Annotated in this window: 14 protein-coding genes and 2 tRNA genes; 7 read left to right on the top strand and 9 right to left on the bottom strand. The window is 46.0% G+C overall.

Annotated elements, in window-relative coordinates; all coding sequences use genetic code 11:
- Window positions 1-263 precede the first annotated feature (263 nt).
- From OJ16_RS07500 to rdgC, 4 genes are all read right to left on the bottom strand, one after another.
- A complete protein-coding gene (locus OJ16_RS07500) occupies window positions 264-1,595 on the bottom strand; it encodes an NCS2 family permease (RefSeq protein WP_040989020.1) in 1,332 nt (443 codons plus the stop codon).
- A gap of 11 nt (window positions 1,596-1,606) precedes the next feature.
- Window positions 1,607-2,710: an adenosine deaminase family protein gene (locus OJ16_RS07495; protein WP_040989019.1), complete on the bottom strand. Its 1,104-nt coding sequence runs from the start codon at window positions 2,708-2,710 to the stop codon at window positions 1,607-1,609.
- Between the two features lie 99 nt (window positions 2,711-2,809).
- Window positions 2,810-3,757, bottom strand: coding sequence for a LysR family transcriptional regulator (locus tag OJ16_RS07490; RefSeq protein ID WP_236688404.1), 948 nt, complete (start codon window positions 3,755-3,757; stop codon window positions 2,810-2,812).
- Between the two features lie 40 nt (window positions 3,758-3,797).
- Window positions 3,798-4,712, bottom strand: a complete 915-nt coding sequence (gene rdgC / locus OJ16_RS07485) for a recombination-associated protein RdgC (protein WP_040989018.1) — start codon at window positions 4,710-4,712, stop codon at window positions 3,798-3,800.
- Between the two features lie 256 nt (window positions 4,713-4,968).
- On the opposite strand from rdgC, the gene phoB reads away from it, so the two are divergent.
- The 7 genes from phoB (at window position 4,969) to phoU (ending at window position 13,805) form a co-directional block, all read left to right on the top strand.
- Window positions 4,969-5,658: a phosphate regulon transcriptional regulator PhoB gene (gene phoB, locus OJ16_RS07480; protein ID WP_040989017.1), complete on the top strand. Its 690-nt coding sequence runs from the start codon at window positions 4,969-4,971 to the stop codon at window positions 5,656-5,658.
- 4 nt (window positions 5,659-5,662) lie between these two features.
- Entirely contained in the window at window positions 5,663-6,961 is a 1,299-nt protein-coding gene (gene phoR / locus OJ16_RS07475) for a phosphate regulon sensor histidine kinase PhoR (protein ID WP_040989016.1), read from the top strand.
- Window positions 6,958-7,941 carry a PstS family phosphate ABC transporter substrate-binding protein gene (locus OJ16_RS07470; RefSeq protein ID WP_052810307.1) on the top strand — a complete coding sequence of 328 codons (984 nt, stop codon included), beginning with the start codon at window positions 6,958-6,960 and terminating at the stop codon, window positions 7,939-7,941. The genes phoR and OJ16_RS07470 overlap by 4 nt, the downstream gene beginning before the upstream one ends.
- Window positions 7,942-8,311: 370 nt before the next feature.
- On the top strand, window positions 8,312-10,498 hold the full coding sequence (locus tag OJ16_RS07465) for an ABC transporter permease subunit (RefSeq protein ID WP_040989015.1): 2,187 nt from the start codon (window positions 8,312-8,314) through the stop codon (window positions 10,496-10,498).
- 103 nt (window positions 10,499-10,601) lie between these two features.
- A complete protein-coding gene (pstA, locus tag OJ16_RS07460; protein WP_040989014.1) occupies window positions 10,602-12,248 on the top strand; it encodes a phosphate ABC transporter permease PstA in 1,647 nt (548 codons plus the stop codon).
- 2 nt (window positions 12,249-12,250) lie between these two features.
- Complete coding sequence (gene pstB / locus OJ16_RS07455) at window positions 12,251-13,069, top strand: phosphate ABC transporter ATP-binding protein PstB (RefSeq protein WP_040989013.1); 819 nt, start codon at window positions 12,251-12,253, stop codon at window positions 13,067-13,069.
- A gap of 37 nt (window positions 13,070-13,106) precedes the next feature.
- Window positions 13,107-13,805, top strand: a complete 699-nt coding sequence (phoU, locus tag OJ16_RS07450) for a phosphate signaling complex protein PhoU (RefSeq protein WP_040989012.1) — start codon at window positions 13,107-13,109, stop codon at window positions 13,803-13,805.
- Here phoU and OJ16_RS07445 read toward each other — a convergent pair.
- The 5 genes from OJ16_RS07445 to OJ16_RS07425 form a co-directional block, all read right to left on the bottom strand.
- Window positions 13,802-14,308, bottom strand: coding sequence for a hypothetical protein (locus OJ16_RS07445; RefSeq protein ID WP_040989011.1), 507 nt, complete (start codon window positions 14,306-14,308; stop codon window positions 13,802-13,804). The two genes, phoU and OJ16_RS07445, sit on opposite strands and share 4 nt — an antisense overlap.
- A gap of 212 nt (window positions 14,309-14,520) precedes the next feature.
- Window positions 14,521-15,450, bottom strand: coding sequence for a LysR family transcriptional regulator (locus OJ16_RS07440; protein ID WP_040989010.1), 930 nt, complete (start codon window positions 15,448-15,450; stop codon window positions 14,521-14,523).
- Window positions 15,451-15,508: 58 nt separating this feature from the next.
- Window positions 15,509-16,255 carry a copper homeostasis protein CutC gene (locus OJ16_RS07435; RefSeq protein WP_040989009.1) on the bottom strand — a complete coding sequence of 249 codons (747 nt, stop codon included), beginning with the start codon at window positions 16,253-16,255 and terminating at the stop codon, window positions 15,509-15,511.
- A gap of 210 nt (window positions 16,256-16,465) precedes the next feature.
- Window positions 16,466-16,550: transfer RNA gene (locus OJ16_RS07430), tRNA-Tyr, on the bottom strand.
- A 97-nt stretch (window positions 16,551-16,647) separates the two neighbouring features.
- Window positions 16,648-16,732 (bottom strand) — tRNA-Tyr (locus tag OJ16_RS07425).
- Window positions 16,733-16,851 lie beyond the last annotated feature (119 nt).

The raw sequence follows: 16,851 nt of genomic DNA, 5'->3' as shown, positions 1-16,851 counted from the left end.
ATCTGATCTCAAGTCAGGCCAATTCCACCTGATGGAATAGGGGCGCAGATTTTACGTTAAAATGAGAACATTGACCAGTAGATATGCGTGCCCTCCCATTGTTTCCAGAGTAGTGAGTGGGTGAGACCGTGACAAAAATGCCCTTTATATAAGGGCATTTTGGGGGGATATTGGATGCGATTCAGCAACCGTATCCAATGGGGAGCAGTGTGCTGAATTTTATTGTGCCGTTTATGACCGGATTCAGTTAATACACGGCCGCATTAGTGCATCGTTAAGTTATAGAAATAGAGGATCATCAGTAGGGCAATCACGTAGACAGACCAATGGTCTTCTTTGTAGCGGCCAGTCACAATTTTTAGGAAACCGTAAACCAGCATTGCCGCAGCAATACCATTGCCTGCATTGAACGAGAAGATAGAGATCACGACACAAACAAACGCCGGTAGATATTCCGTCACATCATCGAAGTTCACTTTGCGGATTGAGCTCATCATAGTAATACCAATAAACATCAATACCGGTGCCGTCGCTGCGGTTGGAATCATGCCTGCGAGTGGCGCTAAAAATAATGTCGCCGCAAAACAAATCGCAGTGATCACCGCAGTAAATCCAGTGCGACCACCCGCTTCAACACCCGCGGCACTTTCTAGGTAAGTTGTCATCACCGGCGTAGAGAATAGTGCACCAAATGTTGTCGCACATGAGTCAACGTGAAAGTTTTTATCGATGCCTGGTAAGTTACCGTCTTTATCTAAGTATCCAGCTTGGCTACCTACGCCGAGCAGCGTACCTAATGTAGAGAAGAAGTCAGGAATAAAGAAAGCGAGTAAGAAGGGTAAATACTTCGGATCTAATGCGCCAAGAATATCGAGCTCAAATGCAAGGCCACTGATGCTCGCGGGAAAGCTAAACATGTTCTCCGGAACATGAGCAATACCCATTGGAATCGCGATGATTGTCGTAACCAAGATAGAGAGAATGATACCCCCTTGAATCTTACGTGTAGTAAAGAACAACACTAAGAAGAAGCTCGCAATAGCCAGTAGCGTTTCTGGTGTGGTTAAATCACCAAAGATCAGGACATTTTTACGAGCGTCGGCAACGATAATGCCCGCTTGTTTGAAGCCAAGTAGAGCAATGAAAAGACCAATCCCCACCCCGACCGACACTTTAATGCCATGGGGGATCACTTTTACAATAAAGTCGCGAACGCCAAGGAAAGAGACCAGCATAAATAAAACGCCAGAAATAAACACGATGCCAGAAGCAATGCTAAGAGGAACGCCATTACCGAGTAGAGTGTAAGAGAAGATAGCCACACTACCTAAGCCAGGCCCAAGTACAAAAGGGCGATTGGTGTAGAAAGCCATCGCGAGAGTGGTTATTACCGTCATTAAAATCGTGGCGGTTAAGGTCGCATCAAATGGCATGCCACTCTTACTGAGCATTCCTGGCACAACGGCAATGATGTAAGCCATTGTGGTGAAAATGGTTAACCCGGCAATGATTTCCTTTTTAAAGTTTGTGTGGTTTTCTTCAAATTTAAAAAACTGAGCAATCTTGCTTTGTGATTGTTGTGCTGCGATTTCCATAGCTAAATATCCTATTGACTCAATTTTTGGTAAGGCGTGTAAAGAGACGCGTCTATCATTGGCTCTTCGATGAGTTGGGCGCGTAAGTGATCAAACTCAGCTAACCACTCTTTTTTCCAGGTCAATTTTTGCTGCTCAGAAACCCAGGCTGCATCAATGCTGTTTTCAATCATTTGGCGAATAGCATCGAGATCGAAGCCAAGCTCTTCCACCATAACGCGATAGCAGTTAGCGCTATCGGTATCATGAATGTACCAATCATCAGTGCATGGAATGATGTTTAGACCTGCTTTAGCCATCATACGAATCGGCTGTTTTTGTTGCCATTCGGTGTTATTTGGCCACTGCATTAGAAAGTAGGTGTTTGATGGAATAACGGTAAATGGCACGCCTGAAAGCGCGTATTTGTGCATAAGCTCTGGGTTGTCGACGATAGAGTAGCCATGGTCGATTCGGTCGCAGCCAATTAATTCAATACCGGTTTCAACATTTCGCCAATGCAAACCAAATTCTGAACAGTGCGCTGTCTTTTTCAGGCCATTCAGTTCAGCAAGGCGATAGGTTTTCCAAAAATTCTCAACCGGTGCGTTTTGTTCTTTATAGTCAATGCCGACGCCAAGCACGTAGGGGTGAGGATGCTGGATTACTTCTTCAATCATTTCGACAGCAATTTCAGGACTCGTCTCTCGATTGATCGATGGAATATAACGAATGATGACCCCAAACGTTTGCTCGGCGAGATCGGCAGCTTCAACCAGTGCCGGGTGTAATATATCGTAGGAAATGGCGCTGTCGCTTGGGTTCCAAAAGGTTTCGATATAACGTAAACCGGATGCCTTTGCCGCTTCAGCCACTTCCATTACGACCGTTTGATAGTCAACGGGTTCACGCATAATTCGGTACAAGAAAGTGAGGGCTTCAATTCCCCCTTTTCTTTTCGCGCCAGGGATTTGGTATTGGCGGTAATAGGATTTTGCATCTTCCTCAGAAAGGGGAACTTGGTACTTATTTGCAAGAGCCTGCATCGTGCTGAGCTTCACACCACCTAACAAGTGGTAATGCAAATCAAGCTTGGGAATATCTTGATAAAATTGGGTAAGAGAGCGAGTTTTCATTCTGATTAATCTGATAGCAAACGATTGCGCGCATTATGTATAGTGATCGTTTGCTTTGTGAAATGCTAAATTTTTACTTGCTATGCCGAATCGGCATCGTTATGCCAATAGGCCTTTGTTTTTTGCACTGTCACCGTTTAGCCAAGGAGTACAAAAAGGGTTTGGTCGTGAATACTTATTTTCGATTAGCTGCCAAACATGTTCGGCTTCTTGGGTTATTTTGGTGTTATAACGATAAAGTCGAACAGCAAAAGGGATATTAAATTGGTGTGGGTCGAGAGGGACGATGGTGCCTTGATCTAATTCGTTCTTAATCAGTAAATCGGGAAGCCAAGCGATACCTTTACCCAGTAAAACCATTTCTTTATGCAGTTGGCACATAGAAGATTCAAAAATAGGGGCGAAATTATCAGGCACAAGAGAATAATGCTGCTCAAGTAGACGTGCGGAGTAAGACTCACAAGTATAACGAAGATAAGGGACTGACTCATCATCGAGCGAATACAGTGCTTGGCCGTTATCTGCAACGGAGACTAATAGATAATGACCATGTCCGAGTAATTGATTTTGAAAAGGCGGCTGAAGCAAAGCGATATGATCAAAGCCCATAAAGAAATCACATTGACCATCTTTAAGCGCTTTAATGCCAAGATCGACTCGTAGTACATCGACCGAGTAGGGAATTTGCTGATCTTGAATACTGTCTAATAATTGAATTAAAGCCGGCGATGATAAGGTATGCGGGCTAGCAATTGAGACTGGCGAAAGCATTGGCTGGGCATTATTTTGCAGCTCAGCGACACCATGCTCCATTTGCTGGATCATCGCTTTAGCTGTCAGCCGAAATAGCTTGCCTGCTGGCGTCAGCTTGATTGGGCTAGAATTACGGTCAATCAATTGTTGGCTGACCGTATTCTCAAGAGATTTTATACGACGTCCGAAAGCGGGTTGAGTGATGTGACGTAATTTTGCTGCTTTAGAAAAATTACGAACCTCGGCGAGCGTCAGAAAGTCTTCTAACCAACGAGTATCAAAACTCACGTTCATCGGTGTATCTCTTTACTCTAACAATTAAAAGTAGCAACGATTAAGCATTTGGATGCGGTAAACCGCCCAGCGCGTCGTATAAGTTCGGTAAAAATGCGCTTAATTCACCACACATTAGTGAGAAATCAGCATCAAAGCGAGCCGCTTGATCTTCACGCGGAATGTCTTCGTTTTGATCTCTTAGCTCATCGGAAAACTTAAGACGTTTGATGCTACCATCTTCGGCAAGGATAAATTCAATGCGATCTTGCCAATTGATTGCCAGTTTCGTCACCATCTTATCCGCTTCGATATGGCTACGAATTTCATCTGCGGTTAACTCTTGTTTTTTACAGCGAATCACGCCGCCTTCTTCAAGAACTGATTTCAATTCGGCTTCATCAAGCAGGCTAATACCTGTTGGCGTTTGGCCTGTTTTTACCCATTCGGTCAGTGTCGTTTCAACCGCTTTCTCTGGAATCGCGGGAACGACAGGCAAGCTACCCATGGTTTTACGTAATAGTGCTAATACGTCTTCTGCTTTTTTGTAACTGCTGGCATCAACAAGGATGAAGCCTTGTTTTGGCAAGATCAGTACCGACGTATAGTTGCTACGGCTAAAGGCGCGTGGCAACAAATCCATAATAATGTCATCTTTCAAGTTGTCCTTTTCTTTCTTTTTCAAAGGACGACCTTCTTGCGCTTCAAGAGCATCTACTTTTGCATTCAATGAGTCTTTGATCACTGAAGCGGGCAGCATTTTCTCTTCTTTTTTCGCACAAACTAGAATACGGTCTTCTGAGAGATGCGTCATCATGTCGCCATGACGGCCCATCGCCGAAACCCAGCCAAACTTTTGTTTATCTTGGCTACCACATGGGGTAAAACGAAATTCAGCCAATTGCGTTTCAAGCTGGTCTGCTTTGAAGTCGACTTCACGGTTTACACGATAAACCAGACAGTTTTTAAACCACATAATGTTTCTCTATTTTGACGGCGTTGACGTTTAGTCACTCATGATAGGGAATTTTTTGGCTTGTGTCTTATCGGATGAAGAAAATCTCGGTAGCTAGCGCGATTTGGTTAAACTTCAAGCGTCAGACCAAGAAGCTTCTATGAAAATTTGTTTTCAAAGGTCACAAAAGTGTCATAATTACTCGCAATAATGTTTATTAATCGAGAGGCGTCACGCCTCAACTTTAATACGCCCAACACCATAAGGTTATTCAATTATGTCTAGAAGGATTCTAGTAGTTGAGGATGAAGCCCCAATCCGCGAAATGCTGTGCTTTGTTCTTGAACAAAAAGGTTATCAAGCCGTCGAAGCTGAAGATTACGAGACAGCGGTAACCAAACTAGCAGAACCCTTCCCAGATCTCGTGCTATTGGACTGGATGCTACCTGGCGGCAGCGGGATTAACTTCATCAAACATATGAAGCGTGAAGAGCTGACGCGAAACATTCCGGTTGTCATGCTGACCGCACGTGGTGAAGAAGAAGATAAAGTTCGTGGCCTAGAAGTGGGTGCCGATGATTACATCACCAAACCGTTTTCACCGAAAGAGTTGGTTGCTCGCCTTAAAGCCGTGATTCGTCGAGTGACCCCGACCGCGCTTGAAGATTTGATTGATGTGCAGGGGTTAAAGTTGGATCCCGTATCACACCGTGTGACGTCAAATGACCAAGCTTTGGATATGGGGCCAACCGAATTTAAGATGCTGCACTTTTTTATGACGCATCAAGAGCGCGTTTATAGCCGCGAACAGTTATTGAATAATGTTTGGGGCACGAACGTCTATGTCGAAGATCGGACCGTTGATGTGCATATTCGTCGTTTGCGTAAAGCGCTCGAAATGGATGGTCATGATAAGCTTATTCAAACCGTGCGTGGTGCCGGGTATCGCTTCTCAACGAAGGCTTAAATAAGTGGTAGAAAAGTTAACATGGAAAAGGCTAGCCTGGGAGCTGGCTTTTTTTTACACCCCCTGGATCGTCGTTGGCTTAATATTTGGCTACATGCCGTGGTTGCTTTTTGCAGCGACGGCTTTGCAGCTTTTATGGCACTTACACAATCAAATGCGTCTGTCCGCATGGCTATGGGATGAAAAACGCCTGACGCCGCCATCTGGAACGGGCAACTGGGAACACCTGTTTAATGGTATCTACCGTTTACAACAGCGTCAGCGCAGAAAGCGCAAAGAGTTGACCAACCTTATTCGTCGATTCCGAAATGGTGCAGAATCGCTGCCCGATGCGGTGGTGGTTTTCCGCAGTGAAGGTAACATTGTTTGGTGCAACAAACTGGCCCAACATTTATTAGGCTTTCGCTGGCCTGATGACTCCGGTCAACCGATTTCAAATTTGATCCGCACGCCGGATTTTATTAAATACCTCAATAAGCAAGACTTCTCCGAACCACTTGAAATGTGTTCACCGCTCAATGTTGAACGGATGTTGGAACTGCGTATCGTGCCTTACACCGAAGGTGAGCATCTGATGGTGGTTCGTGATGTGAGTCAACTCAAGCAGCTTGAAGGCATGCGACGTAACTTCTTTGCTAACGTTTCTCATGAATTACGCACACCGATGACGGTTCTACAAGGCTACCTTGAGATGACTGAAGATCCGGACATGCTGGTTGGACCGATGTGGCCAAAAGCGCATGGAGTGATGACCGAGCAACTGAATCGAATGAACAGTTTGGTCAATCAACTGCTGACATTATCAAAAATCGAAGCGGCGCCAATGCATGAACAAGATGAAGTCGTTAATGTGCCGGCTATGTTGGAGGTCTTAGAAAAAGAGGCCTTAAGTTTAAGTGGTGAACACAATCATCAGTTGAGCTTTGATGTCGATGAGTCGCTCCTGGTACTGGGTGATGAAGACCAGCTACGCAGTGCGATCTCGAACCTGGTCTACAATGCGGTGAAATACACTCCAGCTGGAGCCAATGTCAATGTACGTTGGTTTAAGACGCTGCAAGGCGCTTGTTTGGAGGTGTCAGATAGCGGCGAGGGGATTGAACCGCAACATATCCACCGCTTAACCGAGCGTTTCTATCGAGTGGATAAAGCCCGTTCACGCGATACCGGTGGCAGTGGCCTTGGCTTAGCTATCGTAAAACATGCGCTTTCACATCATGATTCACACTTGGATATTTGGAGTGAAGTGGGCGTTGGCAGTAAGTTCTCGTTTATTCTTCCAACTCGATTGGTGGTGCGATGAGCGTAAAGGGTGGGTGGCGTCAAAGCATAAAAAACGGTGTTATTGTTGCCGCACTCCTTAGTGTTGCTACGCCATTACTGGCGGCCGAGCAATTACGACAATATCATAAAGTGCCCGGCATTAGCGGTGCGTTAACCAGTGTGGGATCGGACACTCTAGCGGGAATGACGACCTTATGGGTGGAAGAGTTCAAACAACTCTACCCAGGCGTGAATGGCCAAGTGCAAGCATCAGGTTCATCAACGGCTCCGCCAGCATTGGTCGAGCAGACAGCGCAGTTTGGCCCCATGAGCCGACCGATGCGCAACCGTGAAATTGAAGCGTTTGAACGTGAACATGGGTATAAACCCACCGCTCTTAGAGTGGCCATTGATGCTATTGGTATTTTTGTCCATCGCGACAACCCGATAGAAGGTCTTAACTTCACCCAGATCGACAGTGTTTTTTCCGTCACGATGCGCTGTGGTGGCCTTGAGCCGATTGAAACGTGGGCACAACTTGGGCTTGAGTTCCAATGGGCAAATCGTGCGATTCAAATGTTTGGGCGTAACTCGGTTTCAGGCACTTATGGTTACTTTAAGAAAAACGCGCTGTGTGGCGGCGATTTTCGTAACACGGTGAATGAGCAGCCAGGTTCCGCCTCGGTGGTGCAGTCAGTGGCTTCAGCCATCAACACCATTGGCTATTCTGGCGTTGGTTATAATGTCTCGGGCGCTAAACGTTTACCGATTGCCAAGCAAGGGGAAGAATACGTCGATGCGACACGAGAAAATATCTTGTCAGGTGAGTACCCACTATCACGTTATTTGTATGTTTATGTGAATAAGCATCCAAACAAACCTTTGTCGCCGATAGAGCGAGAGTTTATTCGTTTTATGTACTCGACACAGGGGCAAAGCTTGGTTGAAAAAGATGGCTATGTGGCCATTTCGCCACAAATCGCAGAGCAAGAATTAGCGAAAGTGGGTTTGGTGGAGTAGCCGATAGAGCCATTGGTTTGGCTGGTGGTGATGAATTCGGATAAAAAAGGCGCTTATGCGCCTTTTTGTGTCTCTAAAAATGGCCATTAATAACGTTTTTGATGGTCCGGATATTGCCAAATGAAAGCCGAGTCGCCAAACGATGCGATACCAAAACCTTGGCTTTATCTTTCTATGACAGGGGCAAAATAAGGGATTTTTGTGATATATTTATTACAAAATGTAGCAATAAAGTGTTGGTAATGCTGTCAGACGCCATGCCTAAAAAACTTCAAGATAATTCATTATTTTCAGTCGTTTATTTTCACGTGTAATATAATTGTCACCTTGGTGAAATATTATATCCTCGGGCACTATTAGGTAGGTTGAAATGGCAAAGGCCGAATTTTCATTAAGAGAGAAAGACAGAAATCGGCTAGTGAAAGATCGCGTCGTGCGATTTGCTGTTTCTGCTGGTGGTGTTGGCGTTCTTGCCGCTCTGGTGCTTATCTTCGTCTATTTGGCGATGATGGTATTGCCCCTCTTTTCTGACGCAAAACTTACCCCCAATGTTGCCAGTCAAATGATCACGACGCCAGCCCCTGTTGCTGCGGGTATTGATGAGTATGGTGAGCATGCTTTCGTGGTTTCTCAGCAGGGAAAAATCGATTTCTGGTCTATCTTGCAAGCGAATGCGCAGCCGAGACTATCGATTGATTTTGGGTCGCAGTACAGCTTATTTGCACAAATGCCTCGTGCCCAAGGTTGGTTTGGCTTCGCTGCCGAAAATGGAGAGGTCACACTTTTTCAGCCTGAAATGAGTCATGTGATGACCAGCGAAGGTCGACTTTTTGAACCGGTCATTAATCGCTTCGATGGGAATATAAATTTAACTTACCCTGATGTTACGCTCAAAGCGTTCACATTTTCCGTCGCTGAAAGCACAGTCCTTGCAGGGTATTTCAGTGATAACCGTGTGCGAGTTCGTTGGCAAAATGCCGATCAAAGTACGGACAGTTTTGTTTTTCCAACCCCAATGGAAAATCTAGATCAATTGCTCATCACTCCAGACGGAAAAACCCTGTATTTACGCAGTGGTTCAGAGTTGGTGATTGCCAAGCAATCGGCCGATCGTTTCGTGGTTCGAGAGGTGGTTGATCTTAGCCAAGGCAAAGCAAAGCATGCCGTAACCAATATCGATCTTTTGTCAGGCGCCTATTCGCTACTCGTGACTCATCACGACGGTTTGGTCTCTCAATGGTTTGATGTGCTTGAGAATAAAGCGCGTCATCTTACCTACATTCGTGAATTCAAACTGGCTTCTGAATTGCAGTTTTTATTGCCAGATACTTTCCGTAAAGGTTTCTACAGCTTTTATCAAAATGGCACAGTACAAAGCCATTACACCACAAGTGAAAAGTTGGTGATGTTTGAGCGTGCATATCAAAAAGCACCGCAAATGGCAGGAATGTCTAACAATGAGCAATATATGGTGGCGCTGTCAGGTAGCCAGCTGAGTGTGGCGCACATTGATAACCCTTACCCTGAAATTTCGTTATCGTCGCTGTGGCAACAAGTTTGGTATGAAAGCTACCCTGAGCCGACCTATGTGTGGCAAACCACATCAGCGAATGACGAATTTGAAGCGAAGTTCAGCCTTGTGCCTATCGCGTTCGGAACGTTGAAAGCGGCGGCATTTGCGATGTTATTTGCCGTGCCCGTGGCGGTATTTGGTGCGATCTATACCGCGTATTTCATGACGCCGAAAATGCGTCGGGTGGTCAAGCCGTCTATTGAATTGATGGAAGCGTTACCGACAGTCATTATTGGCTTTTTGGCTGGCCTTTGGTTTGCTCCAATTGTCGAAAGTCATTTAGCGGCTGTCTCGGCATTACTGTTTGTGTTACCGATTGCCATCGTCTTAATCGGGGTTATTTGGCATATATTGCCTTCGCCTTGGACACGTCGTTTGCCGAAAGGATGGCATCCGGCAATATTGATGCCTCTTATCGTGCTCATCACCGTTTTAGTGTTGCAGCAAAGTGGCAATATTGAAATGTGGTTATTTGACGGGGATGTGCGCGCTTTCCTTGCTCAGCAAGGGATTGATTTCGATCAGCGTAATGCGTTAGTGGTCGGTTTTGCGATGGGCTTTGCCGTTATCCCAACCATTTTTACGATTGCAGAAGATGCGATCTTTTCGGTGCCAAAACACCTCTCGGATGGTTCTCTCGCATTGGGTGCGACGCCATGGCAGACCCTGATTTATGTGGTCTTGCTGACCGCCAGTCCGGGTGTGTTTTCTGCCATTATGATGGGGTTAGGCCGTGCTGTCGGCGAAACCATGATTGTATTGATGGCGACCGGTAATACGCCGATCTTGGATTGGAATATTTTGGAAGGCATGCGAACACTCTCGGCAAGTATTGCGGTTGAAATGCCCGAGTCTGAGGTCGGCAGTTCTCACTTCCGCATTCTTTTCCTCGCGGCCCTTATTCTGTTGGTCTTTACCTTTGCGGTGAACTCATTAGCCGAATGGGTACGCCAGCGATTACGCGAGAAGTATCGCGCCTTGTAGTGCATTTGGTGGTATTTTCCATCATGTGCTCAAGTGAGATTAGACTCATGTTTTGATGAGTCACCTTTATTATTAACGCTCGTTATTACAGGAATCAACATACGTGTTTAAGTGGCTAAAATCAGGCGCACCATGGATCTGGTTAACCGGAGGGGCAGTGAGTATTAGTTTGCTCTCTGTTCTGGGGTTGATGCTACTTATTGGTTGGAAAGGATTATCGTATTTTTGGCCGACCCCCCTGTATCAATGGACAACGGAAGAGGGACAAATTTTAATTGGCCAGTTGTACGCGGAAGAATACGTTCCGATTAGCCATTTGAAAGAGATGGCCATTCCATTACCTGCTCAAGTGAAAGAGAAAGGCATGGTGAAGCGACTGAGCATTAAAGTCGCGAACCGAGATATCTATCCTGCGGATTTCATTTCTATTTTAGAGATTGATGTACTTAAGCGCTCTAAGCCCAAAGGTTGGGCGGTGATTGAGCGCATCCGTGGTGGTGACTTTTATGGTTTTCCGGTCGCTTATCAGCAAGCGGATGGCTCACAATTAACGGATTATCAATCCGAGCTTGAACGGGCGCTAAGATACAGCCGCACGGTGCGAGAAGAAATCGACCATATCGTCACGCAAGAGATTCGCGTGATCAGTGCTCAAGCGGATGAATTACGCCTGGAAAAGCGAAAATACGATCTTAACGACGGTCAGGATGAAGCGTTTATTCATCGTTTTGTCGCGCAGTCGAACCGCTTTAGTCAGCTGTTGGCGGAATCGGAAGCCAAGCTGGATGACTTACGAGCGAAGTTAGCCAAACAAGGCTTGGTGGTTAAAGATATGACCGGTCAGCAGGTGCTGATCCCATTGAGCCATATTTTAGATATGTGGTACCCCAACCAAATGTCTCTGCAGGCTAAGGTTCTTCATTGGGGGGAGCAAGCTTGGAAGTTTCTTTCCGATGACCCTCGAGAATCCAACTCCGAAGGCGGTGTTTTTCCGGCGATGTTTGGTACGGTCTTATTGGTTTTGATCATGTCGGTTATCGTGATGCCTCTGGGTGTGATTGCCGCGATTTATCTCAATGAATACGCTAAAAACACTTTTTTTACTCGCATCATTCGTGTCGCGGTCATTAACCTCGCCGGTGTGCCTTCTATTGTGTACGGCGTATTTGGTTTAGGCTTTTTCGTTTATACCGTGGGCGCATCGATTGATAATGTGTTCTATGCAGAGCAACTGCCAGCGCCAACCTTTGGTACGCCAGGGTTACTATGGTCAGCTTTGACATTAGCCGTATTGACCTTGCCTGTTGTGATCGTTGCGACAGAAGAGGGCTTAACTCGTATTCCAAGCTCAGTGCGCCATGGCTCACTGGCGCTGGGCGCGACACAATTTGAAACCATGTGGCGCATTGTTTTACCAATGGCAAGCCCTGCGATTATTACCGGATTGATCCTTGCGGTGGCTAGAGCGGCCGGTGAAGTCGCGCCATTGATGTTGGTAGGAGCCGTAAAGTTTGCCTCTAACTTGCCAGTGGATACCCAGTTTCCTTATCTGCATTTAGAGCGTAAATTTATGCATTTAGGCTTTCATATCTACGACGTGGGTTTCCAGACAACGAATATTGAAAGTGCAAGACCACTGGTGTACGCCACCTCATTTTTACTGGTGACCGTGATTGTCGGGTTGAACTTAACCGCGATCAGTATTCGCAATAACTTGCGCGAAAAGTACCGAACCTTAGGACAAGATTAACGATGTTTTCTGTCAATCAAGCATTGGGCTACCCAACCCCAATGGATGTGAACAATCTTACCGATGAGCAAACGGCGATCGCGATAGAAGATCTCAATCTGTTCTATCAAAATAGCCAAGCCTTAACGGATATTTCCATGCGCATTCCGAAAGGGCAAGTGACGGCCTTTATCGGCCCGTCAGGTTGTGGGAAATCGACCTTGTTGCGTTGTATTAACCGTATGAATGACTTGGTCGAAGGTTGTCGTGTCACTGGCCGAGTGACGCTGCATGGCAAAAATGTTTACGAATCCGATGTGGATGTGGCCACTTTGCGACGCCGTGTCGGTATGGTGTTTCAACGCCCAAATCCGTTCCCTAAATCCATTTATGAAAACGTCGTCTATGGCCTGCGTCTGCAAGGGATCAAAAAGAGCCGTTTACTGGATGATGCGGTAGAGCGTTCATTACGCGCGGCGGCTTTATGGGATGAAGTGAAAGATCGTTTACATGAAAATGCATTTGGCTTATCAGGTGGCCAGCAGCAGCGTTTGGTGATTGCTCGCTCAATCGCAATTGAACCAGAAGTGTTACTATTAGATGAACCAACCTCAGCGCTTGACCCGATTTCGACGTTGACGATTGAAGAGTTAATCAACGATCTTAAGACCAAATATACGGTCGTGATCGTGACGCATAACATGCAGCAGGCGGCGCGCGTAAGTGACCATACCGCCTTTATTCATATGGGAAAGTTGATCGAGTACTCAGATACAGATTCTATTTTCACTTCCCCATTGAAAAAGCAAACAGAAGACTACATTACTGGACGATACGGATGATGTTATCCGTTTTTAAGCTTTAATATTAAGGAAAGCAATGAACTTTGGACGCCACATTTCAGGCCAATTTAATGTCGAATTAGAATCAATTCGAACACATGTACTCACCATGGGAGGGTTGGTTGAACAGCAACTTTCTTTTGCTATGCAGGCATTGCATAAAGAGGATATGGAACTGGCGAAGAAGGTGGTGCGTGACGATCATAAAGTCAACGCAATGGAAGTGTCGATTGATGAGGCCTGTACGCGCATCATCGCAAAACGTCAGCCGACAGCCAAAGATTTACGCTTGATCATGGCGATCATTAAAACCATTACGGATCTTGAACGTATTGGTGATGTCGCGACGGATATTGCCAAAGGGGCATTGAAAACCCCTTCGACAACAGAGCGCCAATTCCACGTCTCGCTTGAACCGTTATGCCGCCAAGCGGTGCATATGTTGCATCAAGTGCTCGATGCGTTTGCCCGTATGGATGTGGATGCTGCCGCTGCAGTATATAAGCTGGATGACCGCTTGGATGCTGAGTATGAAGCGGTGGTTCGCCAATTGATGACTTATATGATGGAAGACCCTAAAAATATTCCTCATATCCTGCAAGTGATGTGGTCAGCTCGCGCGATTGAGCGTGTCGGTGATCGCTGCCAAAACATCTGTGAATACATCATCTACTTTGTCAAAGGCAAAGATGTACGCCACTTGGGTGAGCAAAGCATTGATGATGCGCTACGTTAAAAACGCAGCGTGACGCCGGTATTGAATGTGGTCGAGAAGTCACTGTTTAAATAAGTGTCTTTTTTATCAACAAAATTAATGTCGATACCGGCGCGAAAACCCAGACTGTCGTTGACTTGCAGTACCCAAGCCCCCGCAGCACTCACTCCAGACCCGTCTCGATACTCTTTTGGCGAGAATATATAGTGTCGGCTCCCTTCATATTTCACCCCTCCTATTTCCACTTGAAAGCCAATCATAGGCGCTTGCGTTAAGTGATATTGCGCGCCAATACGATAGGTTTTAAGTCGATCTTTGTCAGTGAGAACCTTGGCAGAGGTATGGCTATAACTGACATAGAGCGCATCTAGCCCAAGCACATCGGTGATACCGACTTGTAAGCCTGCGCCTAAATTTCCTGAACCGACATAAGGGCCGAATTTTAATTCCGGCGAAAGGTGAAGCCCTGAAGCGGAGGATCCAAAGCTAGCCATAAGCGTAAGGGTGAAGAGCGCTTTTTTCATAGTCATAACCTAAAGTCAGTAAAAATCGGTCACCGTGCTTCGCCTTAAGGCGCGGGAGCGGGCTGACAGTGGGCCCATAAAAAGGGGGCCTTATCAGTTACCATTCAGCCTTTCCTTATTTGCCATCCATAACGAAGCCGTGGGAATAGGGGCTATGATATTGATAAGCTATTCATGGCTCTAATGGTTGAAACTTATGAGTGTGATAAGCGTTAGTGATTAGCTATCTGTTCATTGAGAACATGAAGAACTTGGTCATAGAGCCAGTTTATCATTGGGTTATGACGATATTTACTGTGGTAATAGGCGTAAACAGGGTAATGAAATGGTTGGCCTTTGACATGGGCGGTCATGCTGCGTAAGTGTGGGAAGTTGTGAATTGGAAATAGGTTGGAGTGGGGCAAAAAAAGATCGCTGTGAGTGACCACATCGACGGCGGCCATGACAAATTCAGAACGGAATTTCACATTGACTTCAACGCCCTCACGTCTCATCACCTCAGCGGCCAGGCTAAAGTCGTCGTTCCAGCCCGGAATGATGATCGAAGCGATGTCATACCCTTGCATATCATGGGCATCAACACTGGGTAGGTTAACGGGATGATCTTGGCGAACGATGACTTTTGAGGTCAGCTCAACGAGTTGCCGAGAGTAAATATGCTGTGGGAGATCATGGTCATAGTTAATTCCAAACAAGACGTCACCATTTTTAATCTCATCAACGGTGGTTTTACTCCAGCTGATTAATTCGATACTGCAGTTTGGTGCAACGTTCTGTAGCCGTTGAAAGAGTGTGCCTGATAAGCAAGTGAGAACGATAGGGGCAACGGCGATACGCAGAGGCATATCGATATTGAATGGATTGAACGCTTGGTTACGATTAAGGCTACTGGCAAGGCCATCTAAATGAGGAGTAATGGCATCGGCCAGATCTTGAGCAAAAGGGGTTGGCTCTAAACCCCCATGCACTTTGACAAACAACTCGTCAGCAAAGTGATGACGCAGCTTTTGCAGTGCTTGGCTGATCGCAGGTTGTGAAACAAACAGGCGTTTGGAGGCTTTACGCATATTGCGTTCTTGTGAGAGGACAAGAAAGGTTCTCAGTAGGTTTAAGTCTAAACTGTAAAACAAATCTTTATTCATGCCACTCTCCTTATGTGCCTCCTCATGCTAACACCTGTTTGTCGACGATAAAATGGAATTATCCGTTTAACGTGCGGGCAACGGCGGCGATCTTGTTACCATCAGTAACGGGAATGATGAAGTCATCAATGGCATTATTCCCCATTTTGACCTCATCAGAGACTATTTCCATCAAGCTAGGGCGGGTGGACTTTCCGGATAGATGCACTTGCGTGATCCCTGTTTGAGCCGTAATCGCAACGACATTGTCAGCGGTTAAACCGGCTCCGGCCATAATAGCGAAACGACCATCCGCTTGTGCAACCATCTGTTTGAGTACCGATACGCCTTGTTCAACATTCGGTGCTAAACCAGACGTTAAAATGCGTTCACAACCGAGCTGTGCGATTTGTTCAAGGGCTTGTTCGATATTGCTACATTGGTCGATCGCGCGATGGAAAGTGACACCTAAATCGTGCTCTGTCGCGGTGGCCATCAAACGTTCTGCTTGAGGCATATTGATATGACCTTGTGCCGTTAAGACACCAAAAACAACCCCTTGCAATCCTGCTTGAGCCGCCGCTTTGATATCCAGCAGCATCGCATCGATATCATCTTGATCGTAAATGAAATCGCCTTGGCGTGGTCGAATCATGGCGTAAACAGGAATGGTAGATAGGGCTGCCGCACGCTGCATAAAACCAAAGCTGGGTGTTAGGCCACCAAGTGCGAGAGATGAGCAAAGCTCGATGCGATCAGCACCACCGGCAATCGCTTGATGAAGCGATTCTAAATTATCGATACAAACTTCAATTTGGTAGGTCATCGAAGGGAAACTCAAGTAATTAAGGTTAAACTATTCTAGCTCAGAGGCGTGCTTTGAATAGGGTAAAAATAACGACCCAGTATTTCCTATTTCGTTTTTATTTGAACAGGTTACGGTATGAGAATGAAGTGAGTGGTTGAACGAGATGATGTTTTAATTACAGCAGAAATGAAAAAAGCCAACTCAATGAGTTGGCTTTTTTCAAATAGATGGTGGAGGGGGACGGATTCGAACCATCGAAGGCGGAGCCGGCAGATTTACAGTCTGCTCCCTTTGGCCACTCGGGAACCCCTCCAGGGTGTTTTCTTACTCTTCGCAAAGCAAGCTTAAATGAGGTTTTCCCAACACATTCATTCAAGTTGTTCTCATACTTTAATAAAGCAGAGAAGATATGGTGGAGGGGGACGGATTCGAACCATCGAAGGCGGAGCCGGCAGATTTACAGTCTGCTCCCTTTGGCCACTCGGGAACCCCTCCAGGGTGTTTTCTTACTCTTCGCAAAGTAAGCTTAAATGAGGTTTTCCCAACACATTCATTCAAGTTGTTCTCATACTTTAATAAAGCAGAGAAGATATGGTGGAGGGGGACGGATTCGA

The sequence above is a fragment of the Vibrio renipiscarius genome (assembly GCF_000827885.1).
Taxonomy (GTDB): Bacteria; Pseudomonadota; Gammaproteobacteria; order Enterobacterales; family Vibrionaceae; genus Vibrio; species Vibrio renipiscarius.
The sequence above is the reverse complement of the archived record's forward strand: the minus strand, read 5'-3'. Positions and strand labels throughout refer to the sequence as shown.

Bases quoted from the DNA above. Each gene is read 5' to 3' on its own strand.
- rdgC (WP_040989018.1), bottom strand. From the start codon at position 4,712: ATGTGGTTTAAAAACTGTCTGGTTTATCGTGTAAACCGTGAAGTCGAC.
- OJ16_RS07435 (WP_040989009.1), bottom strand. From the start codon at position 16,255: ATGACCTACCAAATTGAAGTTTGTATCGATAATTTAGAATCGCTTCAT.
- phoB (WP_040989017.1), top strand. From the start codon at position 4,969: ATGTCTAGAAGGATTCTAGTAGTTGAGGATGAAGCCCCAATCCGCGAA.
- OJ16_RS07440 (WP_040989010.1), bottom strand. From the start codon at position 15,450: ATGAATAAAGATTTGTTTTACAGTTTAGACTTAAACCTACTGAGAACC.
- OJ16_RS07490 (WP_236688404.1), bottom strand. From the start codon at position 3,757: ATGAACGTGAGTTTTGATACTCGTTGGTTAGAAGACTTTCTGACGCTC.
- pstB (WP_040989013.1), top strand. From the start codon at position 12,251: ATGTTTTCTGTCAATCAAGCATTGGGCTACCCAACCCCAATGGATGTG.
- OJ16_RS07465 (WP_040989015.1), top strand. From the start codon at position 8,312: ATGGCAAAGGCCGAATTTTCATTAAGAGAGAAAGACAGAAATCGGCTA.
- OJ16_RS07445 (WP_040989011.1), bottom strand. From the start codon at position 14,308: ATGAAAAAAGCGCTCTTCACCCTTACGCTTATGGCTAGCTTTGGATCC.
- OJ16_RS07495 (WP_040989019.1), bottom strand. From the start codon at position 2,710: ATGAAAACTCGCTCTCTTACCCAATTTTATCAAGATATTCCCAAGCTT.
- phoU (WP_040989012.1), top strand. From the start codon at position 13,107: ATGAACTTTGGACGCCACATTTCAGGCCAATTTAATGTCGAATTAGAA.
- OJ16_RS07500 (WP_040989020.1), bottom strand. From the start codon at position 1,595: ATGGAAATCGCAGCACAACAATCACAAAGCAAGATTGCTCAGTTTTTT.
- OJ16_RS07470 (WP_052810307.1), top strand. From the start codon at position 6,958: ATGAGCGTAAAGGGTGGGTGGCGTCAAAGCATAAAAAACGGTGTTATT.